Here is a 20,761-nt window from a genome sequence, read left to right on the forward strand (position 1 = left end):
GGAAAAGCCGCCCCGGAGCTAGGGGCGGCAAATTTCCGCGGGGCAAGGTGTGCCGAGGTACTCCCACACATAGGAAGTGAGTGTCTGCGGCCCGCCGTCGAGGGCCGTCTTTGCTTCTGCAAATCCGCGCGCGCCGCTCACCTGCACGGCTTTGCCGCTCTGCAGGTTCCCGCTGTAGGTGTAGGCGCCCATGTGCTTCGCGATGCGCTCTTCGTGGGGGAACGGCCACATGGAGAGGCTCGTCTCATCGTCCCAGCCCGTCTCACCGAACAGCGTGCCAGCACGCCCGCGGAACGTCGTCACCGTCGCGCCGATGTCCTGTCCATCGGACGCCTTGCCCGATAGCGCGGAGCCTGACTCGATCCGCGGCAGGTACTTCAGTGCATCCGTGAGGATCGCGACGCTCAGGAATGTATCGCCCAGCTGCTCGGCGCCGCTCGGCGTGAAGGCTTGAGTGTTCTCGAAGGCGTCGTAGGACAGTGCTTCGAACTCGGAGAACAGCGGTCCGTCGATGCCAACCAACGCGCTGTTCTTCACTTCGTCGCGCTGGCCGCCGTAGCCGTTGAAAAACGCGTTGGTGATGCCAGCGACGTCGCCTGTGGAGCGGATCTCGCCGAAGGTGCCGTGATCGAACACGCCCTTGCCGAAGCCATGCACCAGATCGGGCAGCCCGGGCATGGTGTCGACGTCCCATGCGATCACGTTGTCGTAGAGCACGTCGGCGATGCCGTTGGTGGAGTCGTAGCTCCCGAGCTTGACCTTGCTGTGGAGCAAGATGGATCGCGCGTAGATGATGCGATTGCTCGCGCCGGCGGTCGTCGGTACCGAAAACGCGCCGGTGAGCTCTCCGTCGGGATACGCGTCGCGCTGATCGGAGTCGACGTCGATCACGTTCTGGAACACCACGTCGTCGGAGCTGTAGGCGACGCACGAGCCGTAGGGTGTCTCTTGCCCACTGAGCGGCGCGTGGTCGAGACGCGTCACGCAGCGCCGGAACACCACCCGCGTGGCCTTGTACGTGCTGAGCTTGTAGCGCCCGCCGCCGAACACGTAGCAACCCTCCACCAGCACGTCGTCGGAGTGTGCGACGTTGATCTCGCCCTCGCTCGCGATGTCCACCAGCTTGATGTGGTGGGGGCGAGGTGCGGCGTCAGTCCCTGTTTGAATGCCAACGCCGAGCTTCGCATACACGCCCTTCAGCGCGACGTGGTGCAGCTCTCCCCACTTGCCCGCCCAGACGATGCCATCGCTGAAGATGCTCTCTCCCGGCTCCTCGGCGATCACGGTGGTGTAAGCCGTGGCGGAGCCGCTCGGTGGCAACGCGTCGGGACCTGGATTGGAGTTCAAGCTGTTTTCGACGCTGTCGTACGTGCCTGGCGCGAGGATGATCGTGTCGCCAGCCTTTGCGGCTGCCAAGGCGGCTTTGACCGTGGTGTATTGCTCCGCGGCGCCGACGCGCAGCACCGTGCCGTCACCCACCGTCACCACCCACACGTCTTCGACGGTGTTGCCGCAGCTGTCGACGCCGCGCACGCCGATGTGAAAGCTCTCGGAAGGTAACCCCGCGGAAACGTCCCAGGTGAGCGCCCCACTGCTCGGGTCGACACTCACTTCGTCTGGACCGTAGGCCTTGCGCCAGCGGGACACGCTGCCCGCCGAGAGCTGCGGCTGGGCGGTGTACTGCTGACCTTGAGCGGCGCGGTCGTCAGCGTGGGGCATCAGGCTCGCGGGTTCCGTGCACGCGGTGGCGTCAGTGCCCGCGTCTTGCGTCGCGCCAGCGCCTCCCGTTGTGCCGCCGCTGGTGCCACCGGTCGCGTCACCAGCGCTGCCGCCGTTTGCGGAGCCACCACTGGCTCCGGTGCCTCCCGAAGAGCTGGAGGAGTCTTCTCCGCTGCAAGCGACAACCAACACGAGGGCACTCAGATACGCTGACGTTCGGAACTTCATCTTTGGCCTTTCAAACAAAGAGCTGAAGCTAGCAGTTTTTTTCTAAGGAAAAGCGAGGCGCGTTGGTCAGCGGAAGCGGAGGGAGTAACCTCCGAGCCGATGGCTAGCGGAATCGATGAATGTGGGGATCTCGACCTGACTGCAGAGTCGGACCTCGAGCCGGGTTTCAAGCACCACTATCGGTTGCCCCTGAGCGGTGAGCGGTCTCTCGAGCTGCGCGTCTGGGCGGAAGACGAGCAATGGTGGGCGGTCTTCGTTCCGTCGGATGCAGACGCCGCGGAGGAGTTCTTAGCGGTGATCCAGGAGTGGCTCGAGCTGGATGAAGATCCCGGGCCTGACTGGGAGGAGACGGTCGAAGTGGTCGTCGCGGGTTACCCGCGCCTGTATGTCGTCGACGCCCGGCGCGCGTACTACGGAGAGGATGGGGATGATCCGTGGCAGCGCTGGCGCATCCGTCTCCACGATGGAGCTCACATCCAGTTCGAGGCACAGGAGAGCAGCAACGCCGTGCGCTTCCAGGAGTACTCGAGCCCCTTTGGCGGCGAAATACTGCATCAGGCGCTGCGTTTTGCGCTGACGCCAGTTGAGGCCTAGTCGCCGTAGACAAGCACGATTCACCCGCATTCTCTGCGCTCCGACGGGGCGCCGGTTCTCGCGACCTGAAACGGACACTACCTCCGACGGGCGATGCTAGCCTTCCTTCGTGGCAGGACTTCGTATCGCGCAGGTCAAGCGCTGGACGGCGCTTGGGACGCTACTAGCGTCCGCGCTCGTCGCCGCGTGCGGCGAAGATGTTGAAGTCGGCTCGATGAGCGGAGGCAGCGCAGGAACGAACCTCGCCGGTGTGGGCGGTTCGAGCACTAGCGGCGGAAGTGCAGGGAATGGCGGCAGTGGAGGATCACTGGCCGGCGAAGGCGGTGGCGCCGGGAGTTCGAGTGCTGGATCCGCAAACGGCGGCTCCTCCACGGGAGGAACTGGTCCCTGCGTCCCCGCTCAGTGTGAAGGTCATCAATATCTGTGCGGCAATTGTGTTGATGATGACAACGACGGTTTGACCGACGCCGAAGACCCAGACTGCGTGGGCCCCTGCGACAACACAGAAGACTCCTTCGCGTCGGGCATCCCCGGAGGCAACCAAGCGCCGTGCAAGATGGACTGCTACTTCGATCAGGACACCGGCAACAACGACGGTTGTTACTGGTCTCACTCCTGCGACCCGCTATCCACGGCGCCCAACTACTACCCCAGCGCAGACAGCGCCTGCGTTTACGACGCGAACGCGAACATCCCGGGCACGAGTAAGGGCTGCGACGAGTTGTTGCAGAGTCAGGACGCGGAGTGTGCTGCCAACTGCGGACCGCTCACTCCCAATGGCTGCGATTGCTTCGGTTGCTGTGAGCTGCCAGCAGGCAGCGGCAAGTTCGTCTACCTGGGGTCCGAAGTCAGCAAGCAGGCGACCTGCACGAGTGATGACGTGGGCGACCCCACGAAGTGCCATCCGTGCACTCCGGTGCCCTCGTGCTTCAACGACTGCGGTGTATGTGAGCTCTGCGTCGGAAAGCATAGCGTGCCGCAGAGCTGCAACCCACAAGGGAGCGGTGGCGGCGGCGGGACCAGTAACGGTGGTTCCGCGGGGCAAGCTGGCAGCGGCGGTGGCAGCCAAGGCGGCGGTGGCAGCCAAGGCGGCAGTGGCGGCAGCACTCAGTGTGCCGCGGGCGTTCAGCCTTGTGGCCTTCCGGGGCAGTCCCCCTGCGTGTCCGGCTACTACTGCGTGACCGGGTGCTGCGTGGAAGCCCCACGCTAGGTTAGCGCCCTATGTAGCTGTCGTTTAGCGCGACCGCAGGGCACCGACCGGTGGAAAGGCGCCTTGTGCCGTGCCACAGAGACTAGCTTGTGGCACCCTCAACGCCTGTTCTTGCTTCGGGGGCGCTATGGTTGGCGGACGGTCCTGTGCATGGTTGTTGGGTGCGCTGTTGGGTGCGACGGGTTTCCTTGGGTGCGGTCCCCAGTGCTGGACCGAGCGCGACTACCGGGAAGTCGAGCTGTTCGAAACCTGCCCGACAAGCCAGTATTGCTCCAGCGATGTTCCGGCTGGCGAACAGTTCTCCGCGTCGTTTCCGCTCGAGGTCGCGAAGGCACCGTTCGCCGTTGAGTCGCTGCGCTTTGAGATGCGTTTCTATGCGGGAAATCTACCTGAGTTGCGTGTCGCCGTCTTCGCGGACGACGTCGAGGTCTGTCGTCAGAGTGTCTACCGTTCGATCCATACGATGCGTTGCGACCTTCAGGGGGCACCCGATGTGGTCCGTGTCGAGATCTCTGGCGCTCATGCAGGGTTCTCTTGGCAAGCCTGGGGTCGTGAGCGCTCCCCGTCGATCCGCCAGAAGGTTTGTGCCGTGTGACCCCGTTCAAGATGCGGCGAGCGTTGCTGCAATCTGCTAACAGTGCGCCAACATGACCTCCACGATGCGACTCGCGATGGTGCCTCTCAACGTGAGCCAGCTGCCCGCTGCTCAGGCCTTGTGCGACGCCTACGCGCGAGAGTGGCCCGAACAAAGCACGCTGAAACCTGCTGCAGCTGCACCCGACGGCACCGGCGTGACCCTCGATGGGGCGAAGTTCGCGGCCCTGATCAGCCTGAACACCGCGCCTATCCCGGCTTCGGATCTCGAACCCACCTATCGCGCCGCGCTGCACTGGCCCGAGGCGAAGCAGAGCATCGAAGGACACGTCGCGCACTTGGTCGTCACGGTCATCAGCGACGAGCTTGGCGCCATCGACGTGATGCTCGAACTGACCCGCGTCGTCGGTGCCTGTTTACTCACCAGCGAGGCTGCGGGCGTTTTTTGGGGGGGAGGTTCACTGGTCAACGGCGTGGACGCCTTCCTCGACGACGCACGGGAGATGAGCCGTGAATACCTCCCGCTCTACCTGTGGGTGCGCTTCGGCCTGATGCGCGACAAGAACAACACCGCCACGCTCTACACCCTGGGAATGGACCAGTTCGATCTGATGGAGGTCGAGTTCGTCCGCTCGAAGCTCGACCTCGAGACGCTCACCGATCGAGCATTCAACGTGGCTCATCACCTGCTCGACAACGGCGCTGTTCTCAGCGACCGCGACACCATCGGTCTCACCCCAAGCGAGCGCTTCCTCGTGCGTCACAGGCCCTCAGTCGTCGACCCCGACCGCACGGTGTACTCGCTGGCGCCGGCGAGAAAGTGAATCACCACGGAAACAACATCATGCTCAACATTACTGCTGCAGAAGGTAAGCTAGTCGAGAAGTTGTTGGCTTCCAAGTACGAGCGGGAAGTGCTCCGTGAGTACGTTCGCGTCTTGGAGGCGGGCAATGACACCCAGCGTGCTGGGCTGCTTCGCCTCATCGACCAGGCGATGCAGCCCGATGCGGACGCCTCAGAGTCTGGAGTCAGGATGCGGGAGGCTCGCGAAGCGCTGAGCGGTGCTGAAGCTGACTGGGCTGCGTTGGTGGGCGCACAGATCGTCGTGGAAAGCGCCGAGACGGAGTCCCTGCATCACCTCAGCCGTTGGCTAACCCTCGCTCTGCCCGCGCTGGACGTTGAATGGGAACTGGGGGATGCGCCGGTAGAGCATGGCACCACGCGCTACTTCGGCGACCCCGACCTTCCCGCTGACATGCCGTGGCCCACGTTGGCTGACTGCACCAAAGGATTCAAGGTATCCGCGGACGAGATCGATTTTCGCTCCCAATGTCGCTTCGTGTGTCAGATCGCTTTGGATGACCTGGCCCAGCTCCCCGGCTTCGCTCACCTCATGGGCCTCGGAATGCTCTCCGTTTTCTCCTTCGGTGAGGCCGAACGTTTTGGGATCTCCGAGGTCTGTGTCAAATGGATCCGCAAGGAAACTGATCTTGCTCGGCGAGCCCATCCGGACCTAGATGAGTTCAATCAACGCCTGCCGGATCGCAAGGTCCGGCTCAAGCCGAACATTAGCCTGCCGGAGGAGTACGAGGGCCCTTGGAGCGCGGATCTCGAGGTCGGCGATGGTTGCGAGCCGCCAGATTCTCCAGCGTCTCGCTTCGGGTTGTTGGGCCACACGCGTGCAACCACGGGCGATGACCCGAGCCCCGGCAAAGACTGGCAGCGCCTGTTCAGCCTGCCCGTAGACGAAGATGAAGTCGTTTGGCATACAGTTGCCATTCGCAACTCGGACCTGCAGCGCGGCGAACTGGACCAGTGGCGCGCGGTGTGGGTGGACATGGATGGCTGAGCATGACCGCGCCGAGGATCCCATGGAAAGCTCACTTCGAGTGGTACGAGCGTTGCCCTGGGGCAACAAGTGCTGAGCTGGCCGAACTCAAGAAAAGCTTGAGGCCGTTCCTCTCGGCCTAGATGGCAGTGGCAACTTCGCCGTGCTTGACGTGCGTGAGCCACCAGTCGTCGGCGAGTATCCAATTCTGCTCACGAGCGCCGGAAACCTCGGTTTCGAAGACGCGGCGCCGCTTGGTCAGAGCTTTCTCGAGTTTTGCGGCTGGACACGGCGCCTCGAGGAAGCGTTCGATGACTGAATAGCAAAGAGCGCACACGTCGAAGACGTGTGCGCTCTCATTGGGTTAGGCGCGTCCGCGATAGATCGAGTCGATGTGGAGCACGCGTTGGGGGTGTTTCAGCAAGCGGCGCTCGCGCTCGCTGTGGTTGAAGGCGTGAGAGCCCACGCCGTGGAGTGACTGGTGCGGACCCAGGGCGTCCACTAGCCGCTCCAAGGCACTCTCGGGCAGACCGCAGAGCGAGACGTCGAGCAGTTCGAGCGCTGGGTGTTGCTCGAGCAACGTAACGAGCGGGCTCACATCCGCGCGGAGCAGATTGGCTTGCTCCTCAAGGTCACGAGTCGAGAGGTACGTGCCGAGGTCGAAGCTTTTCAACTTCGGGCAGTGCTCGATCAGCGCCGCGACCAAGCCAGATAGGTCTGGTGAGTCGAGGCCAATCGAGCCGAGGTCCAAACGCTCGAGGTTCCCCAGCGCGCCACGGCGCACCAAGGTCTCGAACAGCTCGAGGCCGCGGTTGCCCAGGCGATTGAGCGACAACGAGAGCGAGACCAAGGAAGACGCAGTGGCTCCCCTGTGCGTCAACACGGACCCCAGCAGCTCGATGCTGCGCGGGCCAAAGCCGTTCGCCGAGGCGTACAGGTGACGCAAGCTGAGCGCACCGTCCGCCCGCAAGAAGCCATCCGCGAACGCCTGCATGCCCTCATCGAACAAACCGGTGTTGTGGACGTCGAGCAGGCAGAGCGCGGAGTTCTTCGCGAGCAAGTGCCCCAAGTGAGCTGCGCCCTCGGCGTGCAGCGGATTGCGTTTCAGCCACAGGGCACGAGCGTGCACGTTGTGCTCTAAAGCCCGGGCCATCACACCCATGTCCGCGCCGCTGATGCAGTTGCCCGCGAGGTACCACGTCTCGATCTCGAGCGCCGGGTCCTGCATCATTCCGGCGAACGCCAGCGCACCCTCACCCCCGGAACCCTCGCAAGCGATGTTATTTCCGAGGAGAAAATGGCGAATGGAGAAAGCGTCGGATGCTTTGCGGTGGCCGTTGGCAACTACCGCGTCGCGCAGCTTACCCACGTGAGCCGGACCCACGACTTGCTTGCACAAGTCCATACGCTGGTCGGGGAAGTACGCGCCGCGTGTGAACAAGAGCGGCGCCGTGCGTGGCCCCGTGGGAGCCGCGCCCAAGCGCTCCGGCTCGGCGAGGAAGCTGAAGAACGGCGCGAGCTCCGACCCGGGCGCTACCTCTACCGGCATCGGCAGGGGATAGCTGATCGCGTTGGAGACCGGCTGACCTTCGACGAAGCGCTGAGGACCGGGTGCGACGTGAGCGCCAGCGGAGCAGCTCAGCTTCTTGGCCTTTGGCTGACCTTGCAGCTGGGCCATGGCCGTGGAGCGCAGCTGACGCACCAAATCGCGGAAGCGCTGGTAGCTTCGCTCGGCGCCCGACGACTGATCCGTAGGGAACAGCTCGAGAGCGATGCGGTTCGCCAACGGGTGCGTCAGGAGCTCGCGGTTGGTACCCGCAGGCAGTGAGAGCGCAGCATTGGATACCGGCTCGCCCATGGCGTTCGCGGTACGGTCGGCGCGCAGACGAGCCGCCACGGCGCTGACGTACTCATCCGTGTCGATGATCTCCGAGAGCTCGCTGTCGAGCGTAGGAGTCGCATGCTGCGGATAGAAGCGCACGGTCTTGGCGCCGTAGTACCCATTGATCTCCGCCATATCGCGCGGAGACAGCACGAAGCTACCGCTGACCACGTCGATCGCCTCGGCCAGATGTGCCGGCTGCGACGAGTGGATCACGAGCTCCGCGCCGAGCTGGTGCGCCCAACGCAGCATCACCGCCGCGGGCGTTGCGCCGAGACGCGCAGCAAGGGCCTGCAGCGGCGCAAAGTCGAACAGCTTGCCGCGCGCCAGCACGGTATGCGCCTGCACGCGAATACCTTCCGTGCGGCACAAGCCGAGGAGCGGTTGCACCGGACCCACGAAGGGATGCAGCTCGACTTGATTCACCGTCGGTCGATGTCGCAGGTCCGGCGTCGTGTCGCAAGCCAGGAGCAGCTGCGTGAGGCGCTCGGTCGTGTAGTTCGACACACCAATCTGGTGCACGAAACCTCGCTCCTTCGCAGCGCTCAGCGCGCGAAACATCGCGAATGGGAGCGGACGATGCAACAGCACCTGATCGACCGGTCGCCCCAGACGCTGGGCGAGTTGCTCGACGTGACGCAGTGTCTGCTCGAAGAGCAGGCTCTTGTAGATCTTTGTCGAAACGCGGATCGGCCCAGACTCCGGGTGAGCGTCCTCAAACGAACGCACCGCCGAAAAGACAGCCGCCTCGTTCTTGTAGAGCTCAGCGGTGTCGATGCTACGGATCCCCGCGGTAAGCGCCAGCTTCACGAGCTCGCTGACGCGCGGCCCCTCCAAGCGATAGCTGCCGAAGCTCAGTGTCGACACTGTCGCCTCAGTGGGCGCCCGCGAGCTCCCAATGGATGGCGGCTCAGATTCCGAGGTGGATATGGATTGATACGTGGTCATGTTTCCCTCCTTCAAACGCCGGGTAAAAAGGCTCAGGAAACGCGACGAGCCCGCTCCCTGAAGGCCGTGAGGCTGTGGGAGCGGGCTCGCGAAAGCGCTGTACTTACGCGCCTACAGCTCCGCCAACATCCCGCCTCGCTCGCCGCAACCGGCCCAGCTCGCTGCTCGAACTCTGCACGCACCTTCGCTCGCCGCGACTGAGACAGTCGCGCAAGTGCAGGGACGGGAGAAATCGAGACGGGACATATGAGCGGCAAAGGATGAACTGAAAGATTCTTAAGTCAAGCTCCGACGTCGTGACCGCGCTGACGCGACGTGACGCGGTCGCCGCATGAGAGGGGAACTCTGGGCTCAACGGTTCGGCTTGATGGCGCTCGTGTTACTCGCCACCCGCGGCGTCGCGTGCACCTACGCGACACCGAAGGTCGAAGTGCCCGAAGAGGTGCCACGCTTTTCGCCGCACCAGCTCCGGGTGACCGAGGTGACGGTGAAGAACCGGAACGAGCCGCTCTTGGTCGCGGCACCTGCGGGCGCCATGATCGAAGCCTCGGATCTGACCGTGGACGTCGACCTCGAGGCGGGAGGGCAAACCTTCCACGGCCACGGCGAAGCGAACAAGAACGGCAGCCTGTACGTCGACGCCAGGCGCCGCGCCCTCGCAGTGGCGCTCGACCGCGCGCTGAAGGATGCCGCTAGCAAGGTTAGGTACGACTGACGCTTGAGTGGTTCAGCGTTTCCGCTTGGAAGCGTTGAACGCGGCTGCGGCCTTGATGAGCGCCGCGAACGCCTTCTTGTTTAGCTTGTCGCCTTCGGCGAAGTCGATGGCGCGGCGCATATTCCCCTCGAGGCTCGAGTTGAAGAGCTTTGATGGGTCCGGCAAGGAGGCACCTTGGGCGAAGGTCAGCTTCACCTTGCCCTTGTAAGTCTCGCCGGTGCAGAGGATGCCGTCGTGAGACCAAACGGGGACGCCCGGCGAGGTGGCCTTGGCCCACTTCCACTCTTCGACCACGTCGGGGTCGGTCTTGAGGATCAATGCGCGCACCTCGGCGAGCAATTGACCTCTCCAGTCGTCGATCTCCTTGAGCCGGGCGTCGATGGTCGCCGACGCCGACGGCTGCGCTTCAGGCTTCTTCGCTGCAGGCTTCTTGGGAGCTGCCTTTGCTGCAGCCTTTTTCGGAGGAGCCTTCTTCGGCGCCGCCTTCTTGGGTGCCGCCTTCGTCTTGGTCTTGCTCATGGTGCGATGAGGGTGATGGTGCCACGAGTCCTGGGTTACCGTCTGCGTTGAACTGTCTGATTGGGGAGAGTGCGATGCGGAAGAAGCACTGGGCGGCTTGGGTTGTGTGCGGTGTTGGCGCTTGGGCGAGTCTGATGTGTGGCCCACCGTCTCAGCCTGCGGTTGCGCCCGATGACTCATCGGAGGCGGACGCTGCTCCCTCACCCCCAGAAGAAGCCGGGGAAGAGGACGAGACAGCTGGGCCCAGTGCGACCACGAGCGCTGTATCTGGGGAGTTGGCGGTGCGTGCCTCGACGCCCGGGAAGATTCAGTGTGAGACGCTGGACTGCGATTTGAAGACGCAGATCTGCTGTTACGACGAATCAGCCAAACAAGGACGCTGCTTGCCTCGGGGAAGCGAGGAGGCGAAGCAGTGTGCAGGCGAAGACAAAGCGCAGCGCGAGTGTGATGAGAGCGCTGACTGCGGCAGTGGCAAGGCTTGCTGCCGCGGGGTGGAGTACGGCGACCAGTGCGAAAACCTGGGGGAGCGCTGGGCTTGCAAGCCGGGCAAGTGCGGCTCGGAAGCGCTCTCTGCTGAAGTGTGTTTGGCTGGGGCCAAGTGCGGAGAACGCGCCTGTGTCGCCAAAGAGGGCATCGTTGGCTTTCCTCGAGAAGGCTTCTGCCCCTCCGAAGTGAAGGACATTCCGTGCGGATCCAGCAAGTGCGGGTTGGGGGAGGCGTGCTGTTACGATCCCGCGACCAAACAGGGCAGCTGCGTCCAGGACAGCGATGCCTGTCAATCCGCGGCAGCGTCTGGCTCCCGCAGCCTGTTTTGGTGCGCCAAGAGCGCAGATTGCAACGCTGGCGAAGAGTGCTTCAACGCAACGGGCCAGGCGATGTACCAAGAATTCAGCTGCGGAACGCGACGCTGCAACGTGATGAGCGCGATGCTAGGACCATTCCTCTGCGCCACCAAAGCCGACTGCCCGCCCACTCAGGAAGACGGCGAGGGCAACGTCTATAAAGTATCCCGCTGTGCCCCGTCCGCCTCAGCGCCCAAAGGCGTACGCGTCTGCGAGTATCGCTGACGCCAATTGGGTACCGCATCAACGGGGTTGTCGAGTTGCGGGTTCTCCGCCAGTGCAACACGCTCTGGTAGCCCAATAACGCTAGTGCAGCGCTGGTGTCTTCTCCCACTCGCAGTGGGGCACGCGGCTACATTCGGATTCGCCATCGATCAGCACGCAGTCAATCAGGCGACCGCTGCACGCTGGGCCCCAGGAGCAATCGGGTAGGGTCTCGCACTCGCGCTGGAGTTCACCTACGCAGTAGCTCCTGTTCTTCGTGGCGCAGCCTCCGTACTCCAGATACCACCCGCAGTTTGTGTGGCTCTTGCACGCGGCAGCGTCGAGAGGGACACAGTCGACTTGGGAGCACGCCTGAGCTGTGACCTTGCAGCCGCTCGCTTCATCGCAAGCTCGCACCGAGAGTTGGTTGCACGGGATGCTGTCTCCGGTTTGCCTGCAGAACTCCGAGCCACTGCAAGCGCCGGTGAAAGGTGACGTGAGTAGGAACAACGCACACAACGCCGCACCCGCTCTGCAGCACCTGAGCAGCCGATACACTCTGAGAGGATGCTCCGAGAGCGCCCGGGGGGCAACCGAAGGCGAGCGCCGCAAGTCCGCACGGATCTGCCACCCCGCGGAATCGCTCTGCGGCGCAAGAGGCTATTGAGTCAGCAGGCTCAGCTCGGTTCGTAAGAGCGGATCGGCAACACGACTCGCAAGATCCCACGCAAGATCATCCAGGCCCCGCCAAACACTCCCAAGGGGATCAAGACGAACGCCACATTCGGGATCAGCACCGAGAACATCAGCATCGTGAACCAACCGAGGGCGCCCGACATCGCGAGCGCCCCAAGCACGATGTCTCTCACGCCGCGCCGGCGGGTATCTTGGCGAAGCCAAGCGCGTTCTTGTTCGATCAGCTCCGCAGCCTCACGCTGAGTAAAGCCGCGGTCCACCAGGCTCTGCGTGACGGCGTGCTCTCCGTCTCCGGTCCCGAGGCGCGAACGGATGTCCACGCGAACCAGTGCAAGCGGAGGTTTTGGGGGTGGGGGAGGCGCGCCCGGCGCCACCGGAACCGGCGCGTAGGGGCCCGCCGCGAAGGGACCGCTGGCAGAATGTCTGTTGGACTGACTAATAGGCTGACCCCCGTCGATGCCTTCGTGCGGTGCTGGAACCGCAGTGATGCTGATGCGGAAGGGGCCCAGCTTGAGCTCGTCGCCGTGCTGGAGTGAGTGCGCGCCGTTCAGTCGCGCTTGATTCAGCGCGACCACGCCACCCAAGGACGCGACCTGCGCGGTACTGCCGTCGAAAGAGAACTCCGCCGCCGCCGGAGCCACCGCAGGGTGGTCGAGCACGATCGCGCAGTCGGCACTTCGGCCAACGCGAGCGCCGTTGGTCAACGGCAGGCTGCGGGCGCCGCGCGGGCCACTTACGTTGAGCGAGAACTCCACCATCGAAGTGCACGCTCGCGCGCGCGTAGCGTCAAGCTGTGGGCGGTTTTGCGAGTCTTCGCTCGGATCTCTCGCCTGGCGCCGTTGCAGTGTTTCGGTGATATCCGCGTAGATTTCTTCTGCGGTCCCGTTCCGAGGGGCGCTCGGGTTGCTCTCTGCGTGAGCATTCCTCGATACTGAAACCGATGTTCGAAGGAAGACCGACCAACCAGCGCCCAGATACGCTGACAGTGGATCGCTTGCCAGACTGGGCGCGGCGAGCTGTTGGTCCGATGGATGAGGAGACTGGAAAACGCTACGGCTGGTACGAGCATCTGGGTTTGCGTGGTTGCCTCGGACCGCTCGCCGCCGTGCCCTACTTGCTGGGGATTGGGCTGCTGTTCTGGGGTTTGTTCGCGTTGAGAGCTGAGGAGCTCATCGTTTGGCGCTTCGCGCTGGGGTCGGTGTTCGTGTTGGTTGGCGGACCGCTCGCGGTCTCTGGCTTGCGCCGCTACCACGGTCGCGGGAACGGCTTGCTGCTCGCCCCTGAAGGCGTGATCGTCGTCGCAGACGGTAAGTACCGGGTTGTGGGCCGTGAGCAGCTCCAAGACGTGCGCTTCGAGCGAGGGTGTATGTACTTCGTCTACGGTCCCGAGCGCCGCACCTGGGTGCAGTACACGGGTCCGGAGGCGGGAGAGGGCGCGCGGATGATGGACGCGCGGTTCCAAGAAATCGCGCGCTGGCTCAAGGAAGGTACTCCTCCCCCCAACAATCCGCTGCCGAAGCTCTCCGCGCCGCCCAGCGCCTCGCCTCTTCGCGCGGGCTTGGTTGGGCTTGGTATTGCCGCGGGGATTTCTGGTTTCCTGTGGCTCACCGTGGTGCATCCAGCGACCTCCGACGCGGGGCGAGTCACTCGAGGCTTCGTCGGTGCCCTCGCAAACAAGCAGTATGACGAAGCCTACGCCATGCTCTCGACAGAACGCCGTCAACGCACCAGCCGTGCTCAGTTCGAGCGCGAGCTCCCAGCGAAGCTACGTGAGTCCACTGGCATAACCATCAACAGTATCAGCGGCGGCATCGGCGAAGCGGTAGGCGGAGGGGCCTGCGTCGATGGTTGGCTGGATGGTGTTGAGGGGTATTCGGGCTACGCGTTCGAGCTCAGTGAAGACGGAGACCAGGCGGTCGTCAGCGACTGGCGAGAAGGAACCTGCAAACGTCGCCAGTGATGCCCACGAGTGTCGCCGGGTGGGTGGATTGAGTCCGGGAGGAAACGCATCGGCAAGTCTCGAACGTCGTCTAGCGGCAAGTGTGTTCCGGCGCTCCGGCGCTCAGCGGTCAGCTGACGGTCTCGACCCTACCGTTCGAGACGACGAAGCCCGAGGAGCTGCCCGCGGATGTCATGCGTGCATCATCGCGACTGGCAACGCTGGGGGCGCGTGTTTCCGCGAGTCGGTGGGGCCGCGTGCGCCGTGGGTGACTCCAGCAGCCGGGACCCTGTGGGAGCCAATGCGAGGGGAAGTACTAGGGTTCACGCAGCGGACGCCAAGCTCCGGGGACTTTGCTGCCGGGCCGTGTTAAGAGCTGGATGATGGGTAGTCCTCAGCACGGCCCCTTTACTCACTCGGCTCAGGAAGCGTGGACGGTTCCCTCCCGATAGCGTTCGGAACGCTCGTGCTGACGGTTGGGCTGGCGGTGCTGCGGCCGTCGATTCGCGCGTTTCGCTTTTCACCCGGCAGGGCCGCGGTGGTCGGCGTGCTGTTACTGCTGATGGCAGGGCTGCTGCGCGTCGAGGATCTGGTTCATGCGGCGCGGCTGCAGTGGCGCCCCCTGTTGACGTTGACGTCCATCATGCTGATGACCGGCGTGGTACAGGAAGTGGGCGCCTTCGATCGCCTTGCCGCACGGATCGAGAGTCAAGCACGCGCGCGCTCCGCCACTCACACGTTCACCATCATCTTCGCGCTGAGCGTGATCACCCCGTCGTTCCTAAACAACGACGCGGCGATCTTGATTCTGACCCCGCTCGTGGTCGCGTTGACGCGCCGGGTCTTCCCAGGGAGACCCGAGGTGACCGTAGCCTTCGCGTTCGCGGTGTTCCTTGCCCCCGGGGTCGCTCCGTTCATCGTCTCGAACCCGATGAATATGATCGTGGCCGAGTTCACGGGCTTGGGCTTCAACTCCTACGCGGCGGTCATGCTGCCCATCTCCATCGCGGGGGCCGCGCTCACGTATCTGATCTTGCGAGTCGTCTACCGCAAGCTCCTGAACTCGGCTCAACCGGAGCAAGGCGCGGGCCGCGCGATGCCCGAGCGCCACCCTGCGGAGCGCCCGGCTGTTCTGTTGCTGGCGGTGATCTTCCTCGCGTACCCAGTGGCAGCGACATTCGGCGCGGACATCTGGATCGTCGCCACCTTGGGCGCGGTTGCTTCGTTGCTCCTCTCCCGCGCCTATCGCGTTGGGCCGTTGCCGAAGGTCACGCGCCATGTCTCCCTGGACATCCTCGCTTTTCTATGGGGAATTTTTCTGGTGGTCCAGGGGCTGCGCCGCGTGGGCATCGTGGAGGGCCTGGCGTCCTTCTACGAGGCGTCCGCCATGGGGGGCGCCCAGCTCGCGCGCATTGGCATCACCTCAGCGCTGGGGTCGGCCATCATCGACAACCACCCGATGTCGATCCTGAACATGATGGCCATCGGGTCTCATGAAGATCCGAAGTTGTTGCTGGCTGCCCTGGTGGGCGGCGATATCGGCCCGCGGCTGCTTCCGATTGGCTCCCTGGCTGGCCTGCTGTGGATCGACCTGCTGAGGCGCCAAGGCATCCACATCAGCGTGCGACAGTTCTTCACGCTCGGTACGCTGGTGCTCATCCCGACGCTGGCGCTCTCGCTCGCGATGTTGTGGATGCTGTAGCTCTCCGCGCTCGTTCCGCGTCAGAAGGCGCCGACCGCGAGCATGCCGGGGGCACCGCCCACTTGTCCTGGCAACAGCGTCCAGCTCGTCTCGAGCGGGACTTCGATGGTCACGCTGTTCGGGGGGCGCAGCAACTCGACTAGACCAAAGCCGAGAATGGCGGTCGCCGTGCCCACGCCCATCTCCGTCGCCTTGACCTGGGAGAGATCGAGGCGATGGGCTGCGGGGAAGCCGTATCCGAGGGCGGTGCCGATCAAGGTCCCGACGATCACATCAGAGCGATGGTGGCGCCCTGCGGAAACACGCAGGCTCGCGGTGGCGCCGGCTGCGAGGAATTCCGCACCCCAAACGAAATGGGTCTGCAGTGAATTGTCCGAACGCAACGAGAACAAGATTGACGACGCGGCTGCCCCGGCGAAAGCGGTGCTGGAGTGGCCTGAATAGAACGATAGGTACGCATCGTTCGGATCCGCCGCCTCGAGCTCCTTCGCGTGAGGGTCCGTCTGAATCATCCTCGCCAAATAGGGACGTGGGCGCCCGACGGCATACTTGACGATGCCGTTCAGTGCGAGGTTGGCGGCCAACGCTTCGGTGTAAACGATCGCCGTGTTGCCTAGCGCCGTGTCGACCCCGTGCCCCCAGTGCACGGCTGCGGGCATGACGAACGCTGTCGACACGACCAATGTGTCGCTGAGCCTTGCCGCGCCATCGTTGAAGTACATCTCTACCGAGGAGTCGAAGCGACCGAACGCGGACCAGCGCTTCCCTTTGCGCAGAAAGGGAGCGCGCGCGAAGGCCAGGTAGCCGCCGAGCAGCGCGGCGGAGACCAGGCTGTGCCCCACGTAGTAGCGAGGTCCCCGATCCGCGTCGATCGACGTTTGAGCTCTCGCGGGAGCGGATAGGGCCAGCAGGCTCACGCTCAAGAGCAAGCACGCGGCGGCGCGAACGGACTTCAGATTCACTATTTCTTTGCGGATACGAACCGACCAGTCAGGGCGTGCCGCCAGGAGCCGGGTTCCTATCCTTCAACACGAACCCGATAACTAGCGTTCCAACACAGCTAAAGATGCCGAGGAGACCAACATACCACGGGTAGCCTTTGGCAATCGCCAGGCGAATGCAACCCCAGCAGGCGATGGCGTTGCCTGCGGTGATCCCTGTGCTCAGCATGCCTGGGAGCCGTGGGTGTAGCCCGGCAAACAGTCCGTTCAACACGAAGAACACCGTCGCCATCACGAGCCCGGCGATGATGATCGACCACGCGCGCTTCCGCTTGTCGTCCATCCGCCGATGGTCGTTGCGGCCGCGACCGCCAGCAATCGCTTTCGACCACGTTTCGTTTGTCCTGGGATCCTCAACGGTTTTTTGGGGGGAGGTCACACCTCACCGGGGCGGAAACGTGAGTGGATAAGGCACTTCAACAGCTTCGCCGGCGTTAGCTGGAGGACAGGGCGAGCTCGAGCTGCACGCGAGCACACCAAAGGCGACCCGGGCAGTGAACAGGCGGGCAACGGAGCACAGGGTGCGATGAGACGCTGAGCGCAACGTCAAGGCTGCTATCGGCGACGCTCGCGCCGCAGAGCTCCCCTCGAAGAAGCGAACCATGCGAAACCGGTTCACCCGAGACCGGAGGAACTGCTCCTGGGCTGACGGAGCATTGGATAGCCGCAGGGAAATGATATGAATGGGGACGGTGACGTTTGGGTGATCTGCGTAGTTGCACCCCGGAGGGTGACTTACTTGCTGGGCAATGCGTGTTAGCTTGACATGGGATGACGAGAAGGTCGCGTAAGCGCCTTTTCGAGTTGCGTTGGGTTACCGCGACACTTTGGCGTTGAGCGGTAGTGCCATAACGGATGATGCCAATACCCCTATCGGCTCCGCGTTGAGTCTGAGCGGTGGTGCGTTGTGTTGCCCAGCGCTGTGGTTTCTCAGCGTTGTGTTTCGCAAATGTGACGTGTGAATACGAAGGAGGTCGCCATGGGTAAGTATCGTGCTGTAGGCAATATCGGGCTCGCGATGGTCATCGGGGGGGTCGCCGTCACGGGGTGTGACGGAGGAGGTGCGTGGGAGGAGACGGGGAACTCTCAAGGGGCTTTACGGGGGCCACACGGGTCAAATCACCGCCGCCACCACGACGCCAAGATGCCGCTAAAGGAAGACGTGATCCTCGCGATGCGTCGGGCAAACGAATACTGGATCGAGAACCATGACTCCCCTGGCGATCGCGGCTGGGCCCGGGCCACGTATTTCGAGGGTAACATGGCGATGCACCAGGCCTACCCCGACGACATGTATCTCAAATATACGTTGAAGTGGGCACAAGGTCACAATTGGTCACTCTATCAAGGTGCGGCAACGCGGAACGCCGATAATCAAAACATTGGACAAACCTATATCGATCTCTACCGCATGAATCCGGATCCCGCGCGAATTGCGATGATAGAGGAGAGCATCTCGAAGATGCTGGCGACGGACCAGATAGACGACTGGTGGTGGGTGGATGCGCTGCATATGGCCATGCCCGTGTTCGCCCGACTCGCCGTAGTGAGGAGCGACCCTGCATATAGCGAGCGCATGTACGACATGTACAACTGGACCAAGCGCAACGTGGGTGGTGATGGGCTCTGGAATCCGCATGAAGGCTTGTGGTGGCGGGATGCTTCGTACAAGCCACCTGCTGTCGCACCCAACGGCGAGCACGTCTATTGGTCTCGCGGAAACGGGTGGGCCATCGCCGCCCACGCGCGCACAATCGAAGAACTCGACCGCCTTCCGCAAGAAGACCCGCACCGAGCCGAGTATGTGGATACCTTCCAAAAGATGGCGGCCGCTCTGGCTGATCTTCAGCAAGATGACGGCTTTTGGCCCGCTAATTTGCTCGATCCAACGAGCCCCGCTGGGCCCGAAACGAGTGGCACTGCCTTCTTCACCTACGCACTTGCCTGGGGTGTGAACTACGGCCTGCTTTCCAGGCGGAAGTTCCTTCCGATCATCGAAGATGCCTGGAGTGCGCTGACGGACTTCTCGCTCGCTACTCATGGCAAGCTTGGCTACATCCAGCCCGTCGGTGCTGCGCCGATTTCTCGCAGCACGACGCCGGATGACCACTACGATTTTGGTGTCGGTGCCTTCTTGTTGGCTGGTAGCGAAGTCATCAAGCTCTCGCGAGGTCACCTGCCGCCTCTGGTCTCGGAGGAAAACCTAGCGCTGCATGGCGTCGTGAGCGTGACGTCCGAGCAGTCGGGCAATGAAGGCAGCGGCGCGATCGACAACGATCTGACGACGCGCTGGTCTGCTTTCGGATATCCGCAATCGCTGGAGCTGGACCTGCAGGATGTAGAACGTATTCGCGGTATCGAACTCGCGCCGCTCTACCAGCGTCCGTATCAGTTCATCGTTGAAACGCGAGAATCGCTCGACGGGGCATGGACGGTTGCTGTCGATGCCCAGGACAACGCGGAGCATGGTCCGTTTCACACGCGTCTCTTCACGCCGCGCGACGCGCGCTTCGTGCGCTTGACTGTGACTGGCCTCGATAGCTCTGCCAGCTACAGCGACTGGATCAGCATCATCGAGTTTCGGGTCTTGGAAGAGGAGTCACGCAATCGCGCTCGGTGCAAGTAGCGAAGCGCGAGCCAGTGTAGGGGCGGTCGAGTGTCGGCCGCCCCGATTGCGTTGACGTCAGTCGCTCCTCATCGCCTTGCAGCGCAGGAGCGCTTCCAAGTAGTAGTAATCGGCGAAGTTGAGCGCGACGTCGACTTCGCGATGCTCCGGGTAGGAGCCGATGGCGTGTCGCAGCAGGAAGTGGCCGTTCGTGTCTGGTGCCGCACGGTAGCTTGGGCCAGAGAGCGCTCGGACGGCTTTGACGGCAAACGCTCGGTACTTTTGCTTGCGTGTGCCGGTGACATAGCTCGAGAGCTCGAACAATGCGCTCGCCGCGACTGCTCCAGCGGATGTGTCGCGAAAGTCTGGGACATTCGAGTACTCCGGGGAGTCGAGGTCCCAGTACGGAACGCCATCTTCCGGCATGGAGGGGTGCTCGGTGTAGTAGTCCGCGATCGACTGCGCCTGACTCAGGAAGCGCTCGTCGCCGGATTCCCGGAAGAGCATCGTGTAGCCGTAGAGGCCCCAGGTCTGACCTCGCCCCCAAGCAGACTGACTGTCGATCCCTTGCGGAGTTGACTTGGAGATCACGTTGCCATTCATGTCGAAGTCTACGACGTGGTAGGCGCTCGAATCTGGGCGGAAATGATTGGCGGCGACTGTGAGCGCGTGGGTGACGGCGATCTGCTTGTATTGGTCGTTGCCGCTCAGCTCCGAACCCCGAAGCAGCAGTTCGAGGTTCATCATGCTGTCGATCACCACGGGGTAGGTATACTGGGCGTAGTCCCAGGACCGGATGGCGCCAATCACCGGGCTGTAGCGTTTGATGCCGCTTTCGGCGGCTTGCTCGAGCACGGTTTTGTATGAAGAACTCTCCGTCAAACGGTAGCCATTGCCGTAGCTCGTGTTGATGATGAAGCCGATGTCGTGGTCGGAGGTCCGCGTTGCTTGTGCGAAGAGCGCCTGTGTCCACGTCTCCGCGGTGACGCGCCAGCTGTCGTCTTTGGTGTGCTCGTAGATGCGCCAGAAGCTCCCCGCCACGAACCCAGAGGTCCAGTCGTTCGGTGACACCGACGACGTGGTGCCGTCGTAGCTTCGCGGGATGTCGTTGGGATCGGTGTAGACCTTTCTGAAGCGGTCGTACTCCTGTGCCGCGAGGTCAAGCTGATAGGCGCAGTACTCTGCGTCGCCGGTGGGGGGTTCTCCTGCGGAACCGCCCGTGCCGCCAACGCCTCCAGCGCCTCCAGCATCGTTTCCTCCAACACTTCCGCCACTGCCCGCGGTCCCGGCGGACGAGGTGGCGCCGGTGCCGCCCACGTTGATGTTGCCTGCGGCTCCGCCTCCAGCGTCCCTCTCCCCCCCAAAATACTCGGCCTTGTCAGGAACCCTGAGAGAGCAAGCCTGAGCCGCCAGGGAGAGGGAGAGCCCTACGCAAGGGAACACCCATCGAAGCTTCAGAAGAGAATTGAGGCGCGACGGTTTCATGTGGATACCCAAAGCTCAGTGCGTCGAAGGAAGTGAGGGAACCGAGACGG

General features: G+C 63.3%; 19 protein-coding genes. 11 read left to right on the forward strand and 8 right to left on the reverse strand.

What is annotated here, in order from left to right; translation table 11 throughout:
- Positions 1-18 precede the first annotated feature (18 nt).
- The gene (locus H6718_36235) at positions 19-1,947 is read right to left on the reverse strand and encodes a hypothetical protein (protein ID MCB9590911.1); all 1,929 of its coding nucleotides are present in this window, start codon (positions 1,945-1,947) and stop codon (positions 19-21) included.
- A 99-nt stretch (positions 1,948-2,046) separates the two neighbouring features.
- On the opposite strand from H6718_36235, the gene H6718_36240 reads away from it, so the two are divergent.
- The 6 genes from H6718_36240 to H6718_36265 all read left to right on the forward strand — a co-directional run bounded on the left by H6718_36240 (position 2,047) and on the right by H6718_36265 (position 6,492).
- On the forward strand, positions 2,047-2,541 hold the full coding sequence (locus H6718_36240) for a hypothetical protein (protein ID MCB9590912.1): 495 nt from the start codon (positions 2,047-2,049) through the stop codon (positions 2,539-2,541).
- 109 nt (positions 2,542-2,650) lie between these two features.
- A complete protein-coding gene (locus H6718_36245) occupies positions 2,651-3,751 on the forward strand; it encodes a hypothetical protein (GenBank protein MCB9590913.1) in 1,101 nt (366 codons plus the stop codon).
- A gap of 127 nt (positions 3,752-3,878) precedes the next feature.
- Positions 3,879-4,346, forward strand: coding sequence for a hypothetical protein (locus H6718_36250; GenBank protein ID MCB9590914.1), 468 nt, complete (start codon positions 3,879-3,881; stop codon positions 4,344-4,346).
- 52 nt (positions 4,347-4,398) lie between these two features.
- Positions 4,399-5,169, forward strand: coding sequence for a DUF4261 domain-containing protein (locus H6718_36255; protein ID MCB9590915.1), 771 nt, complete (start codon positions 4,399-4,401; stop codon positions 5,167-5,169).
- A 20-nt stretch (positions 5,170-5,189) separates the two neighbouring features.
- Entirely contained in the window at positions 5,190-6,194 is a 1,005-nt protein-coding gene (locus H6718_36260; protein MCB9590916.1) for a hypothetical protein, read from the forward strand.
- Positions 6,195-6,336: 142 nt separating this feature from the next.
- The gene (locus tag H6718_36265; protein ID MCB9590917.1) at positions 6,337-6,492 is read left to right on the forward strand and encodes a hypothetical protein; all 156 of its coding nucleotides are present in this window, start codon (positions 6,337-6,339) and stop codon (positions 6,490-6,492) included.
- 45 nt (positions 6,493-6,537) lie between these two features.
- Here H6718_36265 and H6718_36270 read toward each other — a convergent pair whose 3' ends face one another.
- On the reverse strand, positions 6,538-9,003 hold the full coding sequence (locus H6718_36270) for an aldo/keto reductase (GenBank protein ID MCB9590918.1): 2,466 nt from the start codon (positions 9,001-9,003) through the stop codon (positions 6,538-6,540).
- 331 nt (positions 9,004-9,334) lie between these two features.
- Here H6718_36270 and H6718_36275 point away from each other — a divergent pair, with 331 nt between their 5' ends.
- Positions 9,335-9,718 (forward strand): hypothetical protein, encoded by a 384-nt coding sequence (locus H6718_36275; protein MCB9590919.1) that lies wholly within the window; start codon positions 9,335-9,337, stop codon positions 9,716-9,718.
- A gap of 12 nt (positions 9,719-9,730) precedes the next feature.
- Here the strand turns inward: H6718_36275 and H6718_36280 are convergent, their stop codons facing one another.
- Positions 9,731-10,237 carry a DUF1801 domain-containing protein gene (locus tag H6718_36280; GenBank protein MCB9590920.1) on the reverse strand — a complete coding sequence of 169 codons (507 nt, stop codon included), beginning with the start codon at positions 10,235-10,237 and terminating at the stop codon, positions 9,731-9,733.
- A gap of 74 nt (positions 10,238-10,311) precedes the next feature.
- On the opposite strand from H6718_36280, the gene H6718_36285 reads away from it, so the two are divergent.
- A complete protein-coding gene (locus tag H6718_36285; GenBank protein ID MCB9590921.1) occupies positions 10,312-11,304 on the forward strand; it encodes a hypothetical protein in 993 nt (330 codons plus the stop codon).
- Positions 11,305-11,385: 81 nt separating this feature from the next.
- Here H6718_36285 and H6718_36290 read toward each other — a convergent pair whose 3' ends face one another.
- Together H6718_36290 and H6718_36295 are read right to left on the reverse strand one after the other, a co-directional pair.
- Positions 11,386-11,841: a hypothetical protein gene (locus H6718_36290; GenBank protein MCB9590922.1), complete on the reverse strand. Its 456-nt coding sequence runs from the start codon at positions 11,839-11,841 to the stop codon at positions 11,386-11,388.
- 119 nt (positions 11,842-11,960) lie between these two features.
- Entirely contained in the window at positions 11,961-12,737 is a 777-nt protein-coding gene (locus tag H6718_36295) for an FHA domain-containing protein (protein MCB9590923.1), read from the reverse strand.
- Between the two features lie 182 nt (positions 12,738-12,919).
- Between H6718_36295 and H6718_36300 the strand changes: the two genes are divergently transcribed.
- Positions 12,920-13,939, forward strand: a complete 1,020-nt coding sequence (locus H6718_36300) for a hypothetical protein (protein ID MCB9590924.1) — start codon at positions 12,920-12,922, stop codon at positions 13,937-13,939.
- A 409-nt stretch (positions 13,940-14,348) separates the two neighbouring features.
- Positions 14,349-15,620, forward strand: coding sequence for an anion permease (locus tag H6718_36305; protein MCB9590925.1), 1,272 nt, complete (start codon positions 14,349-14,351; stop codon positions 15,618-15,620).
- A 20-nt stretch (positions 15,621-15,640) separates the two neighbouring features.
- On the opposite strand, the gene H6718_36310 is transcribed toward H6718_36305, so the two are convergent.
- Together H6718_36310 and H6718_36315 are read right to left on the reverse strand one after the other, a co-directional pair.
- On the reverse strand, positions 15,641-16,582 hold the full coding sequence (locus H6718_36310; protein MCB9590926.1) for a phosphatase PAP2 family protein: 942 nt from the start codon (positions 16,580-16,582) through the stop codon (positions 15,641-15,643).
- A 28-nt stretch (positions 16,583-16,610) separates the two neighbouring features.
- A complete protein-coding gene (locus H6718_36315; protein ID MCB9590927.1) occupies positions 16,611-16,904 on the reverse strand; it encodes a hypothetical protein in 294 nt (97 codons plus the stop codon).
- 696 nt (positions 16,905-17,600) lie between these two features.
- Here H6718_36315 and H6718_36320 point away from each other — a divergent pair.
- On the forward strand, positions 17,601-19,247 hold the full coding sequence (locus H6718_36320) for a glycoside hydrolase family 88 protein (protein ID MCB9590928.1): 1,647 nt from the start codon (positions 17,601-17,603) through the stop codon (positions 19,245-19,247).
- Between the two features lie 57 nt (positions 19,248-19,304).
- Here the strand turns inward: H6718_36320 and H6718_36325 are convergent, their stop codons facing one another.
- Positions 19,305-20,669 carry a glycoside hydrolase family 88 protein gene (locus H6718_36325; GenBank protein ID MCB9590929.1) on the reverse strand — a complete coding sequence of 455 codons (1,365 nt, stop codon included), beginning with the start codon at positions 20,667-20,669 and terminating at the stop codon, positions 19,305-19,307.
- Positions 20,670-20,761 lie beyond the last annotated feature (92 nt).

It is taken from the genome of Polyangiaceae bacterium (assembly GCA_020633205.1).
In the GTDB taxonomy this organism is placed as follows: Bacteria; Myxococcota_A; Polyangia; order Polyangiales; family Polyangiaceae; genus JAHBVY01.